The 20,812-nt window shown below is 70.6% G+C and carries 19 protein-coding genes; 8 read left to right on the top strand and 11 right to left on the bottom strand.

Annotated features, from left to right (window positions below):
• The first annotated feature begins 69 nt into the window (after positions 1-69).
• Positions 70-882 (top strand): hypothetical protein, encoded by an 813-nt coding sequence (locus tag AB0C66_RS31735; protein ID WP_362446444.1) that lies wholly within the window; start codon positions 70-72, stop codon positions 880-882.
• Between the two features lie 117 nt (positions 883-999).
• On the opposite strand, the gene AB0C66_RS31730 is transcribed toward AB0C66_RS31735, so the two are convergent.
• Positions 1,000-2,049 carry an alpha-L-rhamnosidase C-terminal domain-containing protein gene (locus AB0C66_RS31730; RefSeq protein WP_362446441.1) on the bottom strand — a complete coding sequence of 350 codons (1,050 nt, stop codon included), beginning with the start codon at positions 2,047-2,049 and terminating at the stop codon, positions 1,000-1,002.
• Between the two features lie 607 nt (positions 2,050-2,656).
• Here AB0C66_RS31730 and AB0C66_RS31725 point away from each other — a divergent pair.
• Positions 2,657-3,301 (top strand): hypothetical protein, encoded by a 645-nt coding sequence (locus AB0C66_RS31725; protein ID WP_362446438.1) that lies wholly within the window; start codon positions 2,657-2,659, stop codon positions 3,299-3,301.
• Positions 3,302-3,323: 22 nt separating this feature from the next.
• On the opposite strand, the gene AB0C66_RS31720 is transcribed toward AB0C66_RS31725, so the two are convergent.
• Positions 3,324-3,737, bottom strand: a complete 414-nt coding sequence (locus AB0C66_RS31720) for a DUF1398 family protein (RefSeq protein ID WP_362446435.1) — start codon at positions 3,735-3,737, stop codon at positions 3,324-3,326.
• 107 nt (positions 3,738-3,844) lie between these two features.
• Between AB0C66_RS31720 and AB0C66_RS31715 the strand changes: the two genes are divergently transcribed.
• Complete coding sequence (locus AB0C66_RS31715; RefSeq protein WP_362446432.1) at positions 3,845-4,291, top strand: MarR family winged helix-turn-helix transcriptional regulator; 447 nt, start codon at positions 3,845-3,847, stop codon at positions 4,289-4,291.
• A gap of 49 nt (positions 4,292-4,340) precedes the next feature.
• Here the strand turns inward: AB0C66_RS31715 and AB0C66_RS31710 are convergent, their stop codons facing one another.
• The 9 genes from AB0C66_RS31710 to AB0C66_RS31670 all read right to left on the bottom strand — a co-directional run bounded on the left by AB0C66_RS31710 (position 4,341) and on the right by AB0C66_RS31670 (position 16,376).
• Positions 4,341-5,969, bottom strand: coding sequence for an APC family permease (locus AB0C66_RS31710; protein WP_362446429.1), 1,629 nt, complete (start codon positions 5,967-5,969; stop codon positions 4,341-4,343).
• A 207-nt stretch (positions 5,970-6,176) separates the two neighbouring features.
• Positions 6,177-9,107, bottom strand: coding sequence for a DUF5682 family protein (locus tag AB0C66_RS31705; protein WP_362446426.1), 2,931 nt, complete (start codon positions 9,105-9,107; stop codon positions 6,177-6,179).
• Positions 9,104-10,225 (bottom strand): AAA family ATPase, encoded by a 1,122-nt coding sequence (locus AB0C66_RS31700; RefSeq protein ID WP_362446423.1) that lies wholly within the window; start codon positions 10,223-10,225, stop codon positions 9,104-9,106. Before AB0C66_RS31700 ends, AB0C66_RS31705 begins: the two co-directional genes overlap by 4 nt.
• Before the next feature lie 21 nt (positions 10,226-10,246).
• The gene (locus AB0C66_RS31695) at positions 10,247-11,587 is read right to left on the bottom strand and encodes a VWA domain-containing protein (protein WP_362446420.1); all 1,341 of its coding nucleotides are present in this window, start codon (positions 11,585-11,587) and stop codon (positions 10,247-10,249) included.
• Positions 11,584-12,978: a hypothetical protein gene (locus AB0C66_RS31690; protein WP_362446417.1), complete on the bottom strand. Its 1,395-nt coding sequence runs from the start codon at positions 12,976-12,978 to the stop codon at positions 11,584-11,586. The genes AB0C66_RS31695 and AB0C66_RS31690 overlap by 4 nt, the downstream gene beginning before the upstream one ends.
• Complete coding sequence (locus tag AB0C66_RS31685) at positions 12,978-13,472, bottom strand: hypothetical protein (RefSeq protein WP_362446414.1); 495 nt, start codon at positions 13,470-13,472, stop codon at positions 12,978-12,980. The genes AB0C66_RS31690 and AB0C66_RS31685 overlap by 1 nt, the downstream gene beginning before the upstream one ends.
• Positions 13,473-13,689: 217 nt before the next feature.
• Positions 13,690-14,508, bottom strand: a complete 819-nt coding sequence (locus tag AB0C66_RS31680) for a tyrosinase family protein (protein ID WP_362446411.1) — start codon at positions 14,506-14,508, stop codon at positions 13,690-13,692.
• A 51-nt stretch (positions 14,509-14,559) separates the two neighbouring features.
• A complete protein-coding gene (locus tag AB0C66_RS31675) occupies positions 14,560-15,003 on the bottom strand; it encodes a tyrosinase family oxidase copper chaperone (protein WP_362446408.1) in 444 nt (147 codons plus the stop codon).
• Between the two features lie 329 nt (positions 15,004-15,332).
• Positions 15,333-16,376 carry a DUF4331 family protein gene (locus tag AB0C66_RS31670; RefSeq protein WP_362446405.1) on the bottom strand — a complete coding sequence of 348 codons (1,044 nt, stop codon included), beginning with the start codon at positions 16,374-16,376 and terminating at the stop codon, positions 15,333-15,335.
• A gap of 593 nt (positions 16,377-16,969) precedes the next feature.
• On the opposite strand from AB0C66_RS31670, the gene AB0C66_RS31665 reads away from it, so the two are divergent.
• The 5 genes from AB0C66_RS31665 to AB0C66_RS31645 are packed head-to-tail and all read left to right on the top strand — an operon-like array spanning position 16,970 to position 20,804.
• Entirely contained in the window at positions 16,970-18,760 is a 1,791-nt protein-coding gene (locus AB0C66_RS31665; protein WP_362446402.1) for an ATP-binding protein, read from the top strand.
• A 12-nt stretch (positions 18,761-18,772) separates the two neighbouring features.
• Positions 18,773-19,207: a roadblock/LC7 domain-containing protein gene (locus AB0C66_RS31660; RefSeq protein WP_362446399.1), complete on the top strand. Its 435-nt coding sequence runs from the start codon at positions 18,773-18,775 to the stop codon at positions 19,205-19,207.
• Positions 19,204-19,593, top strand: coding sequence for a DUF742 domain-containing protein (locus AB0C66_RS31655; RefSeq protein ID WP_362446396.1), 390 nt, complete (start codon positions 19,204-19,206; stop codon positions 19,591-19,593). Before AB0C66_RS31660 ends, AB0C66_RS31655 begins: the two co-directional genes overlap by 4 nt.
• On the top strand, positions 19,571-20,182 hold the full coding sequence (locus tag AB0C66_RS31650) for an ATP/GTP-binding protein (protein ID WP_362446393.1): 612 nt from the start codon (positions 19,571-19,573) through the stop codon (positions 20,180-20,182). The genes AB0C66_RS31655 and AB0C66_RS31650 overlap by 23 nt, the downstream gene beginning before the upstream one ends.
• Positions 20,163-20,804, top strand: coding sequence for a GAF domain-containing protein (locus AB0C66_RS31645; protein WP_362446390.1), 642 nt, complete (start codon positions 20,163-20,165; stop codon positions 20,802-20,804). Before AB0C66_RS31650 ends, AB0C66_RS31645 begins: the two co-directional genes overlap by 20 nt.
• The last annotated feature ends 8 nt before the right edge of the window (positions 20,805-20,812 follow it).

Below are 20,812 nucleotides of genomic sequence, written 5' to 3'. Positions count from 1 at the left end.
CCCATGATCTGGGACGGACGCTTCTTACTTTCTCTGCATCACATTTCAACGAACAGGCGGTAGTAGCTCATGGCACGGAAATTCGGCGTGTGGACGGCCACGGTGATCGCGGTGGCCGCGATGGGGCTCTCCGCCTGTAGCAGCGACAGCGGCACCGACAGCAAGAAGGACACCGACAAGACCGCCGAGGGCAAGCCCGGCGACGAGGGCAAGCCCGGCGATGACAAGGGCGGCCAGGCCAACGGCGTCGAGAAGCTGAGCGCGCAGCAGATCGCGAAGAAGAGCGGGGAAGCGGTCTCATCGGTGAAGTCGCTGCGCGTCAAGCTCGACGACACCAAGGGCCAGAGCTCTCTCGACCTCACGACGGACACCTCGGGCAACTGCTTGGGCAAGACCAGTCTCCAGGGGATTGATTCCCGCGTCATCAAGAAGGGCGAGCAGGCGTGGATCAAGCCCGAGGATTCCTACTGGGCCACCAAGGAGGGAAAGCAGACGCTCGCCAAGGAGCCGCAGGCCAAGGGCAAGTATTTTCACGGCACCACAAAGTCCTCGATCACCCTGGGGCTGACGACCGCGTACTGCGAGCTCCAGCCCGAGACTCTGGCCAAGGGCCTGATGTCCGCGAAGCAGGTCACCAAGGGGGCACCGACCACCGCGGGCGGAAAGAAGGTGGTGCCGATCACCTTGGCCATGTCCGGGGGGAAGCCCTCGACGCTCTACATCGCGACTGAGGGCAAGCCCTACCCGGTGAAAGTCAACGACAAGAAGACGGGGCAGGGCGTGGAACTGTCCGACTTCGGCGTGCGCTTCACGGTGACGGCGCCCTCCGCGGCGGAGTCGATCCCCGTCTCCAAGGTCGAAGGCCCCTCCTCGATCGGCTGAGCCCCCACGGCATCTTCAGCTCGCCCTGATGCGGGACGGCGTCCGGGCGTGCGCGGGGCGCCTCGCCGACACGGTCGGTGAGGCGCCCTCGTGCTGTCTGCCGGGCGGGCGGCCCGGTCAGCCGCGGCGGCCGCGGCTGATGAACTCCCAACGCCCCTGGTCCACGCGGAACACCTCGAACCCCGTGTCCGAGCGGAGCCAGCGCGCCTGGTCATGGGCGGACACCCCGGCACGGCCGGCGGCCGGTACATGCACTTCGGCACTCGAGCCCACCGGGACCTCCACCGACATCCGCACCGTCCCCTCGAGGGCGGACCAGGACACCGCCGCACGGCCGCGTACCGTACGGAGCGAGGTGCTCGCCGAGGTCACCCCGGTCCGGCCGTCGGGACGGACTGTGAAGGTGCGGTAGCCGTCGTCACCGGGGCGCAGGCCCGCCACGTTCTCGTAGAGCCACTGCACCACGGTGCCCTGGAAGTAGTGGTCGCGCGAGCGCGAGTCGAGCTGCCACATCTCCCACATGGTGTCGGCGCCGTTGGCGAACCAGTAGCCCCAGCTGGGGTAGGTGCGCTGGGTGGCGATGGCATGGGCCACCTCGGGGTGGCCCTGGGCGCTGAGCTGGCGCAGCAGCAATCTGGTGCCGAGGGCGCCGGTGTTGAGGTGGTTGCCGCGCTTCTCGATATCACCGAGGAGGGAGTCGACGACGGTGGCGCGCGCTCCGGCCGGGACCAGACCGAAGGCGAGCGGAACGCAGTTGCTGGTCTGCCGGTAGCCGTTCCGGGCGTGGTCCGCGGTGCGGTAGTGGCCCTCGGGCGCGAGGAACGCGGCGTTGAACGCGGACTTCAGCTCATCGGCGGTGGCACGGTACCGCTTGCCCACCGCCGTGTCACCGGTCACCCGCGACAGCTCGGCGATCGCGGTGAGCCCGCGGTGCAGATAGGCGGTGGCCGTGAGCCGGGTGTCCTCGGGCGGGTTGCCGCCGTGGCCCGGCGGGAGGTAGTCGCCGAGCGCGGTGACCGCGAGACCGTCCTCCAGCCGGTCGATCTCCCGGTCCAGATAGCGCACCACGGCCTTCCAGTGGTCATGGGACCACCCGGTCGTCACCGAACGGCGGATGGCCAGTGCCGAGTGAAACGTTTCATTGAACGTGGCACGGATGCTACTCATGGGCCTCGCGGAACATCGAGGGTCATGCACCATGCGCCAGGGACCGGGCCCGTGTGGGGAATTCACGGACCCGGTCCAGCCTGCGGAGCTAGTCGTTCCACAGATGGATCACGACGAACACACCGAAGAGGAAGAGTTCGGCGATGAGCCCGGCGATCAACCAGAAGCGAAGCATCGCGGCTCACCACCCTTTCTCGCGGAAGCGTGACCCGCACTGTCGCCAGCTTTGCCAATACCGACACTTCGGACATCGGTGACTGTCCCTAGTCGCCCTGGCGCGCACACCGAGGGCGACACTCCGAGCACCCTGTGCGATATGGACGGATCGGCGGAGCCGGGCGGGCGCCCCGTCCACCGAGCGGTGCGGATCAGATGTGGCCCGGTGGATGACAAGCCGCGGATCGATCGCCCGCACCACCGATATCTGGAGTTGCCGCATGACGAGGACCACTCCGCCACGCCCGCTCGATGCCGAGAAGCTGTATCCCGGGCTGGCCGCCCACCGCGGTACGGTGACCCGGCTGCATCCGCGTCCGGGCACCCCGGAGGTGACGGACAGTTCCGTGGCCGGGCCGCTGCTGTGGCCGGTGGACGAGCCATGGCCGGTGTGCACCGAACCCCACGGCCGGGCATATGGCAGGCGTCCGGCGGACTTCATCGCGAACGGCGGATCCTCCGGGACGCGTGGGCGCGCGATCCCTCCTCCGGTCCCACGGACGCGGAGCGGGAGTTGCTCGCGGAGCTGAGGCATGAGCACCGTGTCGCGGGGCTCGCCGACACCGATCCGCTGCCGATGCTCGGGGCGGCGCAGCTGTTCCGCCGGGACATCCCCGATCTGCGCCCGGGGCCGGACGACTGCGATCTGCTCCAGGCGTTCTGGTGTCCGTTCGACCGGCACGGCCGTACCGGATACGGCATGTCGGTGCGGCTGTTGTGGCGCCGGTCATGGGAGGTCACCGAGGTACTGCCCGGATGGCGGGCCGGAGGATTCGCGTCGCGGCATGTGACGGACCCCGCCCGGATGGACTGCGCGTCCTGCGCGGCGCCGATGGAGTTGCTGCTGACCATCGACAGCTCGGAGTGGGACGGCGGCAGTGGGAGCTGGATCCCCGTGGAGGAGCGCGATGCGCCCAGCCATCTGGTGTCGGCGACGCCCACCGAGGTGACCGTGGGCCGGTGGGGCGAGCTGAACATCTTCGCCTGTCCCGCCGATCCCGGCCATCCGCACCGCTGGAGCCTCCAGCAGCCGTGATGGCCCGTCGTGCGGGGTGCACTCAGATTGTGACGGCCACATAGTCCTCGGTGTAGCTTTCGCCCTCCGCGCCGTAGTACACGCACTGCCGTCCGGGCAGATCCACGTCGTACCAGACCACCCCGGCCGACCAGCAGCCCTGGACGAACTCAGGAAACGTGGTCTCGCCCGCCTGGTCGGCGCGGAGGGCGGCGATCAGCGCGTCGCGGTCGAACCGTGGCACATCGGCCGTGCCGGTGATCAGTGGCTCGCCCTGGACGGCCACGTTTCCGGCGTCGGTGAGGTACAGCATCGCGTTGGACGGCACCGCCATCCGGCAGCGGACCACCCCGGCCCGGCGCAGGGATTCGGCGAGATAGGGGAAGCCACCGACTTTGGGGCGGATGGCGGCGCCGCGCTCCTGGGCCGCGTGGACCGCGCTGATGGCTCTGCTCATGATCGTCTCCAAAGGATGGGGTGTCCCGTACGGGCCCCTATGATTAGGATGACAACAGCTTCACACACAGACAATATGTTGTCAATGAGCGAAGGACGGAGAACGGTATGTCCGACGAGATGGCCCTGCTGGTGGCGGATGTCTTCGAGGCGGCCGGGCTGCTGCGGAGGACCGGCGAGGCGATCGCCGCGGCCGAGGGGCAGACCCAGGCACGCTGGCAGCTGCTCAGCGTGGTGTCCGAGACACCCCTGACCGTGCCCCGGGCCGCCCGCCGCCTCGGCATCGCCCGTCAGGGGGTGCAGCGGGTCGCCAATGACCTGGTGGGCGAGGGGCTGGCCGCCTTCGAGGCCAACCCGGATCACAAGGGCTCACCGCTGCTGGCCCTCACCCCCACCGGGCAGCGCACCCTGCGGAAGATCACGGCACGGGCCACCGAGGTCCATCAGGAGCTCATCGGAGGCATCCGGCCGGACGAGATCGGCGCCGCCCGCGACCTGCTGCGGCGGCTCATCGGCCAGGTGCGGCATTACGAGGAGGGCCGCGGCGGCCGCTGAACGGGGAGGGCGCCGCGCGGGGTCACACCGCGGGTCCCGCCGCGCGGGGTCACACCGCGGGTCCCGAGGACATCGCGGGCGGCGCCGTCCTGAGGTGGTCGGCGCCCGAGCGCACCGCCCACAGGAACACCGCGGAGGCGAGGGCGGCCACCGCCAGGGAATCGTACGGCGCCGGAAGCCGCCCGGAACCGCCGAAGGTGCCGAGCCACGACAGCAGGGTCAGTACGGCCAGGTGCAGCACCAGCCAGGCGCCGTGGCGCAGTTCGTCCCGGACCGGAACCCCGTCCGCGTTCCGCCGTTGCAGCAGGAACAGCGGCACACCGACGAGGACGAGGGGCAGCGCGAGCCGCAGATCGTGCCAGCCCGACCAGTAGACGAACTCGCTCGCCACGACGAACCCGACGGGGGCGATCCACCGCACACCGGGTACCTGGCCCTCGGCCCGTGGCACACCCCGTTCCCGGTCATGTGCCCGGAACGCGGCGACGGCCACCGCCGAGGCCGCGTAGATGAGCAGATACATGTCCCCCATGACGCTCACGATGTCCTGCCAGCCGCCGAACGGCAGCATGAAGACCACGATGACCACGAGGTTGAGCACCAGGGCCCGGTGCGCCATACCGGAGCGGGGGTCGATACGCATGAAGAAGCGGGGCAGCAGACCGTTCTTGGCCAGGGCGTAGGTATGCCGGGCGTCGATGGCCACGCCCACATAGGCGGAACCGCCCGGGGAGACGACCGCGTCCGCGTAGAGCAGCGTGGCCAGCCAGTGCAGATTGAGCACCAGGGCGAGCTGTCCGAACGGCGACTCGAAGTTGACGCCCCGCCAGCCGTGGTCCAGCAGCGATTCGGGCACCGCGAAGAGGAACGCCAGCTGGAGTCCGAGGTAGACCAGGACGGCGAGGCCGATCCCGGTGAGCACCGCGGCCGGTACGGTGCGCCGCGGGTTGCGGGCCTCTCCGGAGAAGTCCAGCGGGGCCTGGAAGCCGTTGACGGAGTAGACGATGCCGCCACCGGCGAGCGCGGTCAGACACGCCGCGTAGCCGTACGGCGCGAAGCCACCGTGGTCCGTGAGACGTCCGCCGTGGGTGCCGGACAGGAACAGCGCGGCGATGGTGACGACGGGCACGACCACCTTGAACACCGACACCAGGTTGTTCATCCGGGCGAATATCCGTACCGCGAACCAGTTGAGCGCCGTCAGCAGCACACTCAGCGCGACGGCAACACCGAGGCCGGAGGCGGTGAGCCTGCCGTGGTCGTAGAGCCCCGGTACGTAGTGGGCGGCGTACTGCATGATGGCGCTGATCTCGGCGGCCGTACCGCCCACCGAGAGCACCACGGACCAGCCGATCATCGTGCCGACCAGCCGTCCGCTGGCGTACAGCGGCCAGCGCACGGTGCCGCCGCCCTCCGGCCGGGTGGCCCCCAGCTCCACCATGACCAGGGCGATCAGGGCGATCAGGGCGCACAGCGCACCGGCCGCCACCCAGGACAGCAGGGCGGCGGGTCCGGCGGCCTGTGCGGCGTACATGGCCGCGAACAGCCAGCCGGAGCCGAGGATGTTGGAGAAGCCGATCGCGGTCAGACCCCAGAAGCCGAGGTCCTTGTGGAGTCTGCGCTCCTCGGCGAGGACCGCCGGGGCGGCGAGGGACTCCGCTGGCTGGTGCTGCGGCACGTGGCACTTCTCCTCGGGTGGTGCGGAACTTGCGCGTGCCCAGCGTGCCATGGGATGTGCCGCGGACCGGCCAAGGGATGCCGTCTGACGTGCGGATTCCGATGAAACGCCCTGCCGTGTCCGGGTTCCGGCGGCAGGGGTTCCGCGGCGCGTGGGGTACGCCGGGTGGCCGGGCCGCACCGGCCCGGCCACCCGGCGCCATCGCCGCTACCCGACCGGCTGGGGTGCGAGCAGCCGCGCGACCGCCTCCGCCGTATCGGGGTGGCCGGTCAGCAATGTGTCCACCTCCCGCGACGCCTTGGCGCCGCCGCCGGCCGGCCCGTCCGTCCGCCACTCACCGTCACAGCCGAGCAGCCCGGCCACGGCGTCACAGCTCTCCGGATGGGCGGTCAGCAGCTCGGCGGCCGCCGCGGCGGGGCCGGACACCGCGCCCGGCGCCGTACCGCTGTCGCCGTCCGAGGACGAACGGGACGGCCGGGACGACCACGGGGGTACCCAGCCGTCCACGGCGGACAGGGCGCCGGGGAAGGTACGGCCCGCCTCCCGGACCAGCAGCGGCACCATCTCGGCCGCCTCGGCACGCAAGGTGGTGATGAGCCCCGGCAACCAGGGCAGCAACACACTGTCCGGCAGCCGTGCGAACGCCTTGGACATCAGCTCCACCACGAACGGCGCCAGCGACGGAACCGGCTCCAGGGCCTGGAGGAACCCGCTGAGGTAGCGCGGGAAGGCCGGGACGACCAGCGGGTTGGCCAGCAACTCATCGCACCGCGACCGCAGTTCGTCCCGGGTGGTCAGCCCGAGGTGGGTGGTGGCCGCCCACAGCAGGGCCATCTTGTCGGCTGTCTCGGGATGGCACTGACGCACCGCCAGCTCCAGCTGGCTGTGGTCACAGCCGAGCGAGAGCGCGAAACTCTCCATACCGAACAGGAAGCCCAGCATGGCCGCCACCTGGCGGACCCCGGTGTCCTCGTCGGTGAAGGCGGTCGGCAGCAGGGTGCAGTAGTGCGCGTACCCGGCGGTCACGAACGCCTCGCACCAGCGCGGCAGTTCCGGCTCGGTGGCGCGGTAGTGGGCCAGCAGCCGACGCATCTGCCGCAGCACCCGGGGCGCGCCGTCCACCGTGCGCTCGGAGGTGAGCAGCTCCACCGCCCGGTTCCCGAGGTCGTCGGCGAGCCGTGGACTCCCCAGATAGAGCAGCGCTTCCTCCACCGACTCGAGCACGGCCGCCGCGGTGGCCTCCGGTGCCCAGGCGTCGCGGCGCAGCCGCTGTTCCAGCACCTGCTCGATGGTGACGCCCTCGTAGCCGAGCTCCACCAGGGCCCGCTGGTTGCGCCCGATCGCCAGGTCCCAGCTCTCCTGGATGGAGCGTTCGCCCAGCCGCCGGGATCCCATGATGGGACGGGCCACATCCCCCAGCAGACGGCGCAGGATCCACAGCAGATCCGAGCAGGGCCGCAGCTGAGGTTCGGCGTCCAGGTCGAGCAGTGCCCGCTGGTTGGTCCGTGCGCTCAGGTTGAGCCCGAGCGGCTCCAGCCGGTCGAGCACATCACGGGCCAGGGGCGGCAGCGAGTCATAGCCGACCGTGCCGATGCGGTCGCCACCGAGCAGGATCTCGCACAGTCGGCGCACATCGCGGCGGCCGGGTACGGAGTCCTTCTCGATGCAGGTGACCGCGGCGTCCTCGAAGTCGTACGGGGTGGGACGGGCGCGGCCGCGCATCCCGGCCAGCAGGATCGAGGTCTCGAACACGGCGATGGCATCGGCGGTGCTGGACAGATAGCCGTTGCGGCGGGCCAGCCGGACGATGTCGACGCACCAGCCGAGCAGTTCGGCCTCGTCCAGTCCGTCGAGCGCGGGCGGACTGCCCAGGAATCCGGAGAGCCGGTCGGTGACCGCCTCCGGGGCCTGGGGTGCGGCCCCCGTGGGCGTGGCCTTCCCGCGCCCGGGCTTCTTCCCGGTGCGCTTGGTGCCCGAGGACTGCTGGCCCTTCAGCCGGTACGGGGTGTCCCCACCGCGTTTCAGCGCCTTGGACCAGGTGGCGGCCGCGATCGACACCGCCCCGGGAGCCAGCCCGAACTGCGCCTCGATGGCGGAGTGGCTGGACGGGATCAGCCCGTACATCCAGCGGCTGGCCGAGCGGGGGGTGATGGGGAACGGCTCCGCCGAGGCGCCGAGGCCGAACTGCTCGACCCGGCTGGCCGCGTGGAACGCACCGCATACGTACATGCAGTGCGCGGGGTCGGCCTCGGACTCCGCCAGGTGTTCGCGGATCCGCGTCCACATATAGCGCTCGCGGTCCTCGTCCCGGGTGTCGCGTCCGCGCGGATCGGGGCGCAGCCTGCGGAAGAGGCTGCCGATCATGACCATCACCTGGCGGTAGGTGTCGTAGTCGGCGCCGACGAGGGGCTGTTCGACGTACTGGTCCCACCACTCGGACCAGTGCCTGACCTTGCCGTGGTGGAGCAGATGCCGCTCCAGCTCGGCGAAGCGGGGGCGCAGATCACCGATCTCGATGCCGACCGCGTCCCCGTGCAGGGCGGCTTCGTCCTGCCCCGTGTCCTGGCCCGTCCGGTCGCCGCCGTCCGCCGTGGCGGGATCTGGCGGGGTGTCCCCGGCGGGCTGCCGGGGCTCCCACTGGAAGACATGGTCGGTGGAGCGGTCGACCAGTACCAGTTCCACCCCCGGTGTCTCCAGGGCGTACGCGATGGCCTGGTACTCGGCCGACGCCTCGGTGATGGGTGCCACCACGCTGAGCGGCGCCCAGGCGGGCGGAAAGCCGTCGATCTCGCTGGCGAACGCCTGGAGTGCCACCGGGAGGCGGCAGTTGCGCAGTTCGTCCAGGAGCGGGCGCAGGTCCTCGCACAGCTCCAGATAGATGACCTTGGGCTGCTTCTCCTTCAGCCGCCGCACCATCGCCAGGGCCGAGGCCGGGGAGTGATGGCATACCGGGAAGATCTCGAGCTCTTCGCGCAGTGCCCGGTCGACGTCGTCCACCATGCCCGAGAGGATGGCGGGGACCGCGCCCGGGTCGGTGGCGAAGACGTCGGCGGCATCGCGCAGTTGCTCGCGGAGGGCGCCGAACGGGTGCCCGACCGCACCCGTGGCGGACTCGTGTGAAAGGTTCAGGTCCGTCATGACAGGGTCTCGATCGCCTCTCGGCCGCCCTCCAGGAAGTCCTGCCAGCCCCCGTCCTCGTCCTCCTTGCTGCGCGGCTCGACGACGCCGTGCCAGAACTTGTTCAGGATGGCCAGGTCCTCGGGGCTGCGCCGGGCCAGCGAACCCACCAGCGAACTGGCGAGCGTACGGGCGCCGAGGACCCGGTCGCCGAAGAACTGGCTGTGCAGAATGGCGTCCTCGAGCACACCGATCTGCTCGGCGGTGGACAGCGCCGACTCCAGCTTCTCGTCGTCGCTGGTGGCCGAGGCGGACGCGGTGCGCAGATCGGCGAAGCTCTGGAGCAGGATGTCCAGCAGGGTGGGCGGTACCTCCAGCTCGATCCGGTGGCGGCGCAGCAGCTCGCTGGTGCGGAACCGTACGATCTCCGCTTCGCTGCGCTTGTTGGTGACCACCGGGATACGGACGAAGTTGAACCGGCGCTTGAGCGCGGAGGAGAGGTCGTTGACCCCGCGGTCACGGCTGTTGGCGGTGGCGATGATGGAGAAGCCGGGCTTGGCGAAGACGATGTTGTCATCGTCGAGCTCCGGTATGGACACGTACTTCTCGGACAGGATCGAGATCAGCGCGTCCTGCACATCGCTGGTGGACCGGGTCAGCTCCTCGAAGCGGCCGATCACACCCCTCTCCATGGCCGTCATGATCGGCGAGGGGATCATCGAGTCGCGGGACTGTCCCTTGGCGATGACCATCGAGACGTTCCACGAGTATTTGATGTGGTCCTCGGTGGTGCCCGCGGTGCCCTGGACCACGAGGGTCGAGTTACGGCAGATGGCGGCCGAGAGCAGTTCCGCGAGCCAGCTCTTGCCGGTGCCGGGATCGCCGATGAGCAGCAGTCCGCGGTCCGAGGCGAGCGTCACGATGCTGCGCTCGACAAAGCTGCGGTCGCCGAACCACTTCGGGGAGATCTCCCGGTCGAGCCCGTCGGCGCGCTCGGAACCCAGGATGAACAGCCGGACCATACGGGGGCTGAGCCGCCATGAGAACGGCTTCGGGCCGTCGTCGACGGACTCGAGCCAGTCGAGCTCCTCGGCGTACTTCACCTCGGCCGGGGCGCGGAGCATGGAAGCGTCGGACATGGGTCGTTCTCCTTCAATGGATCAGGCGAGGAAGTTCTTGAGCTCGAAGACGAGCTTGCGGATATGGCCGGAGATCACGGGGGTGCCGAGGTTCTTGAGGCGGTCGCGGAACCACTCGTCCACGCTCTGCCGACCCGAGCTGTTGACGGAGCCGACCGGGATGAGCTTCACCCCGGAGCGGTGGATGGATTCAAAGTTCGTCATCAGCGCCCGGTTGTCATAGAAGTCGGAGATCCACACCACCACGGTGTTGCGGGGATCGGCGATCTTCGGCCGGGCCAGGGCCATCGCTGCGGTGCCGTCCGTGCCCCCGCCGAGCTGGGTGCGCAACAGCACTTCGAACGGGTCCTGCACCCATGGGGTGAGGTCGAGCGCACGGGTGTCGTAGGCGACGAGATGGACGTCCACCTTGGGCAGTCCCGCGAAGATGGAGGCGAGGATGGTGCAGTTGACCATCGAGTCCACCATCGACCCCGACTGGTCGACCACCACGACCATCCGGGCGGGTGTGGTCCGCTTGGCGGTGTGCCGGTAGAACAGCTGGTCCACATAGAGCCGCTCGCTCTCCGGGTCCCAGTTGGTGAGGTTCTTCCAGATGGTGCGGTTCAGGTCGAGGTTGCGGAACACCCGCTTGGGCGGCACCGAGCGGTCGATGGTGCCCACGCTGGTCTGCTGGACCTGGGTCCGCAGCACCTCCGCCACCTCGTCGACATAACGCCGGATGAGCGCCTTGGCGTTGGCGAGCGCCACACCCGAGAGGTTGTCCTTGTCGCGGAGCAGCTGTTCGATGAGGGACATGCTCGGGGTGAGCTGACGGGCCAGGGAGCTGTCGGCGAGCACCTCGCGCAGCCGCATCCGCTTGACCAGGTCGCCCTCCAGGGTGGCCAGCACACCGCTCAGCTCACCCGCGGACTCGGTGCCCATGGCCTCGGTGCACCAGCCCGCGTCACGCTTCCAGTCGGACAGCTGCTGGGCGGTGACATTGCCGGTGCCGGTGGCGAACACGTTGAGCAGCAGCTTGGACACCAGCGCGGCGCGGCGCACTTGGGCACCGGGATCGTCCTCCTCGTCGCCGGTGTCCTCGGCGCCGGGCGCCATCAGCTCCCGGAACTCGTCCTGGAGGTCGGGGAAGCGCTGCACCAGGTTGTCCACGGACACCGCGGGGTCGAGCAGCCCGGACGGCAGCCCGATGTCGTCCACGATGGCCACGCTCGCGGCCTCCAGTGTGGGCTGTTCCTCGGGGTCGAACAGCCGGGACAGCAGGCGCCAGTAGAGGACCTGCCGCCGGTTGCGGTCGGCGCTACCGTCCGCGGTGGTGTGCGCGTTCGTCGTCGTGTGCGCGTTCGTCGTCTGGTCGCTCATTTCCGCAGCAGCCGTCCCGCCCGCTCGCGCAGCACCGCCACCGCGTCGCCCGCCCGGGCATCGGCCTTGGCCAGCTTCGGATCGGTGATGCCCATGGCCCAGGCACCGCCGTGCACATCGGTCTTCTTGCGCTTGACGGTGGCCTGGACGGCCAGCGGCTGGAGCGCCCAGCGGTCGCCGCCCCAGCGCAGCAGGCCGATACAGGCCGCGGAGGCGGCCACCAGTGCGGGGGTGAGCGGTCCGCAGCCGGGCAGCCGCTCCAGGTCGAAGGGGAGGGTGGTGCCGTCCAGCTCGAGCACACCGCCGTCGGTGGTGTACCCCTCCAGGAACACCGGCTCGGCGATGCGCACCGGATGGCGCTCCAGCGGCGGGACCGGTGCGGCCACCGCGTCCGCGAGCTGGACCCGGGCGGTGACGAACGGGTCGGCGGGCTCTCCCGCGGTGGCGCGGTCGTCGTGCCACACCAGATCGCCCCCGGCCAGCACCGGCAGCTCCGTGATCTCCAGGGCGCGCTGCTCGGCCAGCGCCGTGAGCAGCACCGGGTGACGGTGCAGCAGGCGCCATAGGGCGGGGCCGACGATGGTGTCCACCTTCGCGGCCGTGACAGCGGTGCGCACCAGCCGCGAGGGTCCCCCGCCGGTGGGCTCGAGGACACCGTGCACCTGCGCCTGGACGGCGGTGGCGTGCTCGTGCACATCGACGCCGAGGATCAGCAGCCGTCCGGACACGGACTCCACGGGCCCGGCTCCCCCGGAGCGCTCCCCGCCGTGGGCCAGCAGCAGACCGCGGGCCCACAGGTCGGCCCAGCGCCGGACGGGCAGCCGGTCGGCCGTCGCGAGCGGTGAGGCGGCGCGCAGTTCGGTGGCGAGGCCGTCGAGCAGAACGGCCGGTCGCCGCGACGCGGGGTCGGCGAGCAGCGCCTCGACGGTCTGGTCGGCGGCGGAGATCAGATCGTGGTCGACACCGCGCCAGCCGGTGATGGCCAGCTCCTGGAGCCAGGACCGGCATCCGGCGAGCAGGTTGTCGGGCACCGGTGCTGCCGCGGGCGGCTCTTCCCAGGTCTGCCTGGTCCGTCCGAGCGCGGTGTCCAGGCCGGTGAGCCGGGCGTCGTGGACCGCGCCGAAGAGGGCGGTACGGGCCCCGGCCAGGGCCGTGAGGTGTTCCTCGGTGAAGGATCCGGCGGCGACCTTCCCGGCCGCCTCGGCCACGGACGCGCCGAGCGGTGTCCCCGCCACGGCGGCGGCCAGGGCGGTCAGCGCCGCGGCGCGGTCCTCCCCGAGCCGGGCCAGGCCCTGGACCAGGGTGTCGTCGAAGGCGGCCACCAGGTCGAGCGCTTCACCGCTTCCGACCGGTGTGGCCTCGAGCAGTTCGGAGAGCTGTATGCCGCGCATCAGGCGACCGCCCCCGTGGCCGGGAACCAGTGCATCTCGGGCACCGGCGCCGTGGTGTCGGGCAGCTCCAGATAGGCGAGGTGGCGCAGGAAGCGGCTGAACACGGGGGCGGCCGGGGCCTGTTCCACACCGCCGTCCAGACTGCTCACCAGGTCCGCGTCCGCGGCCACCTCGACCCGCAGATAGCGGGCCACCCGCTCGATGCCGTACTGGAGGACCGCCTCGTCGGCGAGGGCCCGCAGATGCTTGCACGGCGAACCGTACAAACCGCCGCACGGGCGGTTGTTGTTGGTGCTGCAACTCAAGGCATGGGTGCCCGCCGCGATTGAGGAGACATACACCCGGGCGATGTCCGAACCACTGGACACCACCCCCTGCAACCGCCCCTCCGCCAGCTCGACGAACGGAACCTTCGCCAGCTTGCGCGCCCGGACGGGCGGCACCACCCGGACCGTACTGCACCGTTCCCACGCGGTCGCGTCCGCGTTGACCACTTGTCGACCTCCAGCCCGGCGTCTGCGCCGAATCGGTCCATCACATCCGGCAACAGACCCGGGCGTTCGGCCTCGTCGGCCCTCCCCGGGACACGTGGCACACCACGCCGTTGCCCATGGGTCAGCGACGGAGAGAACACTTCTCCGTCGACCCGGGACACAGCATGTCGCACCCCACTGACAATCGGGTCACCGGCCGGAGGAGGTCATGCACCTGTCATTCGTAGGTGTAGAACCGGGTGTGGTCCAGCATCTCGGCCGGAGTGACGTCGTTCCACGGTTTCATGGTGTCGCCCAGGGCCACGACGTTCGGGGTGCCGGCGGTCGGCAGGTATCCCGACCGCGGGTGCAGCCGCTGCCAGTCGGCCCAGAGCTTGTCGATGAAACAGTGGTGCAGCCAGAACACCGGGTCGTTGGGCGAGGCGCCGGTGGTCATCTGGCCACCGACCCACACATGCACCCGGTTGTGCAGGTTGGGGCCGCGCCAGCCCTCCACGTAGTTGCGGAAGCCGTCGGAGGAGCTGTTCCAGGGGGCGGTGTCATAGCTGGTCAGGGCGAGCACCCGGTCGACCTCGCCACGGGTGGGCAGATCGCGCACCCCGGCGCCGAGCGCGCGGCGCAGGAACGTACGGCCGTCCACCCGTATGTTCATCGGCCACTCACCACTGCCGAAGGCGAACGGCCCAGTGGTCACCCGGCCGTCACCGGCGCGCCCGTCGCCGCCGAGGAAGTCGTCGGCCCACAGGGAACTGCGGGGCGAGCGGTCCACGGTCCAGTCCCAGTAGGGCAGCGTGACCGACGGTGTGACGCTCTGCAAGGCCTCCTCGAACTGCAACAGGAACCTGCGGTGCCAGGGCAGGAAGGACGGCGAACGGTGGCCGGTCCGCTCCCCGTTGTCGGTGTCGGCGATGATGAAGGCGTTGTGGGTGCTGATGAACTCGTCGTAGCGGCCGGCGCGCTTGAGTTCGAGCACCGCGTCGACGAAGTCGCGCTTCTCGGTGGCGGTGAGGTTCGCCTGGTTCTTCCGGACTGCCATGTGTGGGGAACTCCTCGGAGTCGGAGGTGGGGGAACGGCCGGACGGGGGCCTCAGCCGGTCACCACGGGGACCAGGTCGGCGCCGTTGAGTTCGCGTACCGCCGCGCGTGCCACATCGCGGGGCGAGGTGAAGGTCTCGTAGTGGTTCACCAGACTCACCCAACTGCCGTTCGCGTTCCGCATGATGTGCAGATCGTCGTTGTCGATCCGGACGACGAACTCCATGCCCTCGTGCGGTCCGGCGTGGCCGCCGTGGCCGCCCTCCTCCGGCCAGCCCTCGATGTGGCGGCCCTCGTACATCTCGTCGAACGGCTCGGGCATCTCATGCCCCGCGGGCCGCCGGTGCGCCGCCGGGTGTTCCCCGCCACCGGCGGAACCGGTGGTGGCGGCGAAGGTGTCCGGTGCGGTGGCCGCGGCGACCGGTCCGGCGAGCACCGCTCCGGCCAGGCCCGCGGCACCGCGGTGCAGCACCAGACGCCGGGTGGGACGCGACATGGGTCGACTCCTGTCATTCGGCTTCGTGGAGGTGCGGGCCGTCATCAGGCCCGCGCCGCCACATGCTGGCAGGGTCGAACGGATCATCAAGTCGACGTGGTGATCAGGGCAATGAACGAGACAACGGCCCTCGGAAGGTGCAGCGTTCAACGGCGGATGATCACAGCGGGAGTCATCACCCGACGTGACGGAACGGGACGATCCCACGCCTGGGATCGTTCCCGACCGCTGATCCTCTTCCCGCGCCGCGGTAACCGTGAATCACCCCACGGTCACAACTCGGCGCAATCACACGGGCCGACCAGCCACCACACGTACGGGCGGGGGCGTCAGCCCTTCGGCTCGTGCGCGGAGAAATCCTCGTGCGCGGAGAGATAGGGGAATTCACCGCGCGGTGCCCCCGCGGCGGCGCTCGCGTCCAGCGCCATCCCTACGGGCGCGCCCAGCACCAGCTCGAACATCACTTCGGGGACACAGTCCGTCAGCGCGCGCCCGTTGCGCGCCTCGGCACCGAAGTGGGCCTCGCTGCCCACCTCGTACCGCAGGACGTCGGGCAGCAGAAGATCCCGCAGCCGGGCGGCGTACGCGGCCGGGTGGGGCGCGGCGCCGGTGGCCGCGACGGCCCCCTCGGTGGCGCGCAGCAGCTCCGGGCCGTAGCGCTCGCGGTCCTCGACGGGCTCGGTGGCGTTGAAGTCGATGTGGCGCTCGGTGTCTTCGAGGTCGAAGAGGGTGTTGAGCAGCGGATGCGCACAGCGGTTGATCTGCCGCCAGCCGCCCGCGTCGGTGGCGAGCACGGTGGCCGCCCAGAAGCCGATCGTCGCCCCGGCGCCACCGAGAACGCGGTCCGGCACCTCCAGGACGATCGAGTGGACATAGGTGTCCGCGAAGAGGTTCACCGCGGCGGCCGGGTCGAAGCCCGACAGGTCGGGCGCGGTGCCCTGGGCGATCCCGGTCTTCACCGCCGTCACCACCGAGCCCTCGATCCAGAAGGGGTCCCCGGCCGCTCCCGCCCACACCCGCAGCCCCTCGGCCGTCGCTGCGGGCCGCCCGGTGAGCCCCGAGAGCAGCACATCGCCCTCGGCGAAGCGGTCGCTGGCGGCCGCGCCGGTGAGCCAGCGCAGCTCCCACCGCTGGGTACCGTCGGCGTCCGGTGCGTCGAAGGTGAAGCGGTAGGTGAGGTCCTCGACAGCGTCCCCGTCGGTGTCCACCTTGATCTCGTAGAGGCTCTCGTCGTCGTGGAAACCGCCCTCCCCGGAGAGCGGATTGACGTTCACGACAAAGACGGTCCCCGAGGAACCACGGAACAGATACACATCGCTGATGTCGAGCCGTGGGTCCTGCCGGGCGAGCAGCGAGTCGTGGTGATGACTCATCAAGGGGTCCTGTTCTGCTGGGTCGTGGGCCGCTCAGGAGAGTAGGCACGGCCGGAGCGGACGGCGAGGATAGAAGTGCACAGTGACGGCTCCCCGCGGTTGACCTTCGAACGATGAACTCGCCGGTAAGGAAGCCGGTAAGGAAGGGGAACGGGAGTGCCGTGGAACGGCCACCGTGGCCAGAGGCCACCGCCCCTGCCTCCCCTCGGCACCCGCCCCGCCACGGCCCGGTGGCAGGGCGGTCAACCCCGCCCTGACCTGCGTGAAGCGGGAAGGACGAACTACCCCGGCGGTGACAGGATCTCCGCTCGGCAGAGCAGATTGACGACTCATCAGAAGCACCGTGGCGCACCTCTCGCACAGGGCCGAACGCGCCGCAGCGGCTCCGTCGGCCCGCTCCGCGGAGTTTCTTCCGGGAGTGGCGCGGACCGTCCCACGTGTTGTCTACTCATCCGCGTCCCCCCTCTGCGACGGCAGCGCCGCCACCCCTGGTGCGTTGCACACGTCTGCCCGCGTCATGCCGAACGTCACAGAACCCGAGGATCCCGATGCCGATACCTTCGCCCCGCGCACCCTCAGGCCGTACGGTGCCCATGGATGTGGCAACGCCGTACGGCGGACCGGTGGCGTCCTACGGCGGGGGCGCGCCGTTGCCCAATGGCGGTTCGGGCTCCCGCGCCCGGCACGGCAGGAGCTCCACGCCGGAACACGCGGGCGACCGTGCCATCCGGCGCCGCATGGTGCGTTTCGCCGTGCTGCCCGCCGGGTTGGTGGCCCTCACCAGCGCGGCGGCCGTCGCCCAGCTGGTGCGTGCGGGTGGCGGTCCGGACGGCTCCGTCAGCCGCGGTGTACTGGCGGGCGCCCTGCTGCTGACGTGTGCCGTGCTGGTGGGCGCCTGGCGCTGTGCGGTCGCCGAGTCGCGTGCCGTCGCCCGCCGTCACACCGCGCTGGTCAGCTCCGCGGCGGAGCTTGTCGGACTCGTCATGTGGCTGACACCGCGGCGGGACGGGTTCCCTCCCGTGGCGGGCCCGCGGACGACACCGTCCGAGCACACCGGCGGTGCGCTCGACCTGCTCGGGCAGGAGATCGCCGCGGCGCGGCGCATGGCCGAGGCCGCCGTGGCGGCGCTGCGGGAACCCGGGGGCGCCCCCGCGCCACGTCCGGCCCAGGCGCCTGCCCAGGTGGCTCCGACGGGCGAGGCGGCCGCGGTGGCCGGATCGTTCGAGGACCATGTCCAGAAGGTGCAGGTGTTCGCCAATCTCGCGCACCGGCTCCAGTCGCTGGTCCATCGTGAGATCGAGCTGCTGGACGACCTGGAGAACGAGGTCGAGGACCCGGACCTGCTCAAGGGCCTCTTCCAGGTGGACCACCTGGCCACCCGCATCCGCCGGTACGCCGAGAACCTGGCCGTGCTCGGCGACGCGGTGTCCCGCCGCCAGTGGACCCGCCCCGTCAGCGTCAGCGATGTCCTGCGGTCCGCGGTCGCGGAGGTCGAGAACTACTCACGGGTCAAACTGGTGCCCCCGGTGGAGGGGACCCTGCGCGGACACGCGGTGGCGGATGTCGTCCACCTGCTGTCCGAACTGGTGGAGAACGCCACCGTGTTCTCCGCCCCGCAGACCCAGGTGCTGCTGCGGGCCCAGCTCGTGACCGCGGGCCTGGCCATCGAGGTCGAAGACCGTGGCCTGGGCATGACGCGGACGGAGCAGGACCGGATGAACGCGCTGCTCGCCGACCCCCACCACATCGCCCTCGGCGAGCTGCTCCAGGACGGCCGGATCGGGCTCTATGTGGTGTCCGCGCTCGCCACCCGGCACACCATCGCCGTGCAGCTCCGGAGCAACATCTACGGCGGCACCCAGGCCGTTCTGGTGCTGCCGCACGAGTTGCTGGGGCAGGAGGACACCGAGACCACCCTTCTGCGCGACCCGTCGCAGAGCTCCGCCACCGCATCCGTCCGGGCTCCCGGGTCGGGCGTACCACCGCCCAGGGAGCCGTCCCCGCCACAGGCCATGCCCCGTTCCGCCGCACCGCACTACGCGCCCGGTGCCACAGCGCCCGACCCCCGAGCGCCCGACCTCCGAGCGGCGGACCCCACAGCGCCCGACCCGGCGGCGCCGGTTCCGCCACCCGCCGACGGCCGCCCCTCGCTGCCCCGGCGTCACCGTCAGGAGAGCCTGGCCCCCGAGCTGCGGGAGGCGCCGCGCCCCCGCACGGCCGGGGACACCGAGCACGACCCCGGGCTGATGGCCGCGTTCCAGGGCGGTTTCCGCCGTGCCGACACGACGGGCACGGGCACGGGCGCCACTCCCCCGGACATCGGCCATCGTCCACCACCCGGCCACGGCCGGGACACCCCGGACGATGACGATGCGGCCCGCTAGCCCGTCCCCCTCATGGAGAAGGAACTGATCATCGTGAGCGAAGCGTCGTACGGTCAGTCGACGGATCTTTCCTGGCTGTTGGGCGGTCTGGTGCGGCGTGTGCCGTACACCCGCAGCGCCCTGCTGCTCTCGTCGGACGGGCTGGTGAAGGCCGCGCACGGGCTGGACACCGACACCGCCGACCATATGGCCGCCCTCTCCAGCGGACTGCACTCGCTGGCCCGCAGCGCCGGAATGCGGTTCGACGGCGGTGGCGACGTACGTCAGGTGGTGGTCGAGCTGAGTGGTTCGCTGCTCTTCGTCTCCAGCGCCGGGCAGGGCGCCCAACTGGCGGTGCTGGCGGGCCGGGAGGCGGACCCGTCGGTCCTGGGCTATGAGATGGCCATGCTGGTCAAGGCCGTTCGGCCGCATCTGGCGACCCCGGCCCGGCTGACGGCGGATCGTTGACCGGCCGTACACCCGAGACGGCGGGCCCCTGGCTCGACGACGCGGCCGGGCGGCTCGTCCGGCCGTACACCGTCAGCGACGGACGTACCCGGCCCACGTCCCACTTCGACCTGCTGACCATGGTGATGGCCACCGGTGTCCGGCCGCGCGATCTGCTCGACGTGGATCACGCGGATGTGCTGGAGCTGTGCGGGACGCCGGTGACCGTCGCCGAGATCGCGGCACGCATCCGACTGCCCGCGACCGTGATCAAGGTACTTCTCTCCGATCTGCTGGAGAGCCGTGTGGTGGCCACCCGGGCCTTCGACCCCGCACCCCTGGGGCCCGGCCCGGCCGACCGAGAACTGCTGGAGGCGGTGCTGGATGGGCTCCGTAGACAACTCTGAAGTGCCCCGAACCCCGGGCCCGTTCCCGACCGCCATCAAGATCCTGGTCGCCGGGGGTTTCGGGGCGGGGAAGACCACCTTCGTGAGCGCGGTCAGCGAGGTGGAACCGCTGTGCACCGAGGAGTTGCTGACGCAGGTGAGCGCCGCCACCGACAGTCTGCACGGGGTGGAGGCCAAGTCCACCACCACGGTGGCGATGGACTTCGGCCGGCTCACCCTCGGCCCCGAGCATGTGCTCTATCTCTTCGGCACCCCCGGTCAGGAGCGCTTCTGGTTCCTGTGGGACGAGTTGTCCACAGGTGCGCTGGGGGCCGTGGTGCTGGCCGACACCCGGCGGCTCGAGCACTGTTTCGCGGCGGTCGACTTCTTCGAGCGCCGTGGCATCGGCTTCCTGGTGGCGGTCAATGAGTTCGACGGGGCGCCACACCGCTACGGTCCCGAGGAGGTGCGGAGGGCGCTGGATCTCAGACCCGAGGTGCCGGTGGCGCTGTGCGACGCCCGTGAGAACGCCTCCGGCATCCGCATCCTCATGTCCCTGGTAGAGCATTTGCTCAACACGAGGAGTTCCCATGTCACCGACGCCGTATGACCCGACTTCCGGCTCCGAGGGTGGGATCGCCATGCGGCATCTGCTGCTCCCCCCGGACGACACCGAGGCGCCGTCGCGGGTGCTGCGGCTGCGGGAGCTGGGGATCGGTGACAGTCCGGTCCCGGAGTTCGACGACTTCGCGCGCGATCTGGCCACCGCCACCGGTGGCCGCTACGCGATGGTCAACTTCATCGACGAGCACCGCCAGTACTTCGCGGGGCTGTACACCGCGGTGGCCGACCGCACGGTCGACCTCGGACCGCAGGACGCGGCCGAGGCCCGGGCCCAAGCCGAGGCCCAGGCCCAGCCCGGCCGGGTGATGGCGCGTGACCACGGCTACTGTCCGCATGTGGTGGTACGGCGCAAGGCGCTGGTGCTGGAGGACGTCCGCGACTATCCGCGGTTCGCCGGGAATCCCGTGGTCGACGAGATCGGGATCCACTCCTACCTGGGCGCGCCGCTGATCGACCGTACGGGGGTGGCGCTGGGCACGATCTGTGTGGTGGACCAGGATCCCCAGCCCTGGGGCCGTCAGGGGCTGGAGATCATCAAGTCCAGGGCCGAGGAGCTGGTGGACCGGATCCAGCGGCTGGAGTTCCATCCGGGACGCCACCGGGGGTGAGAGGGCGC

The organism is Streptomyces sp. NPDC048636, from assembly GCF_040650655.1.
Lineage (GTDB): Bacteria > Actinomycetota > Actinomycetes > Streptomycetales > Streptomycetaceae > Streptomyces.
The sequence above is the reverse complement of the archived record's forward strand: the minus strand, read 5'-3'. Positions and strand labels throughout refer to the sequence as shown.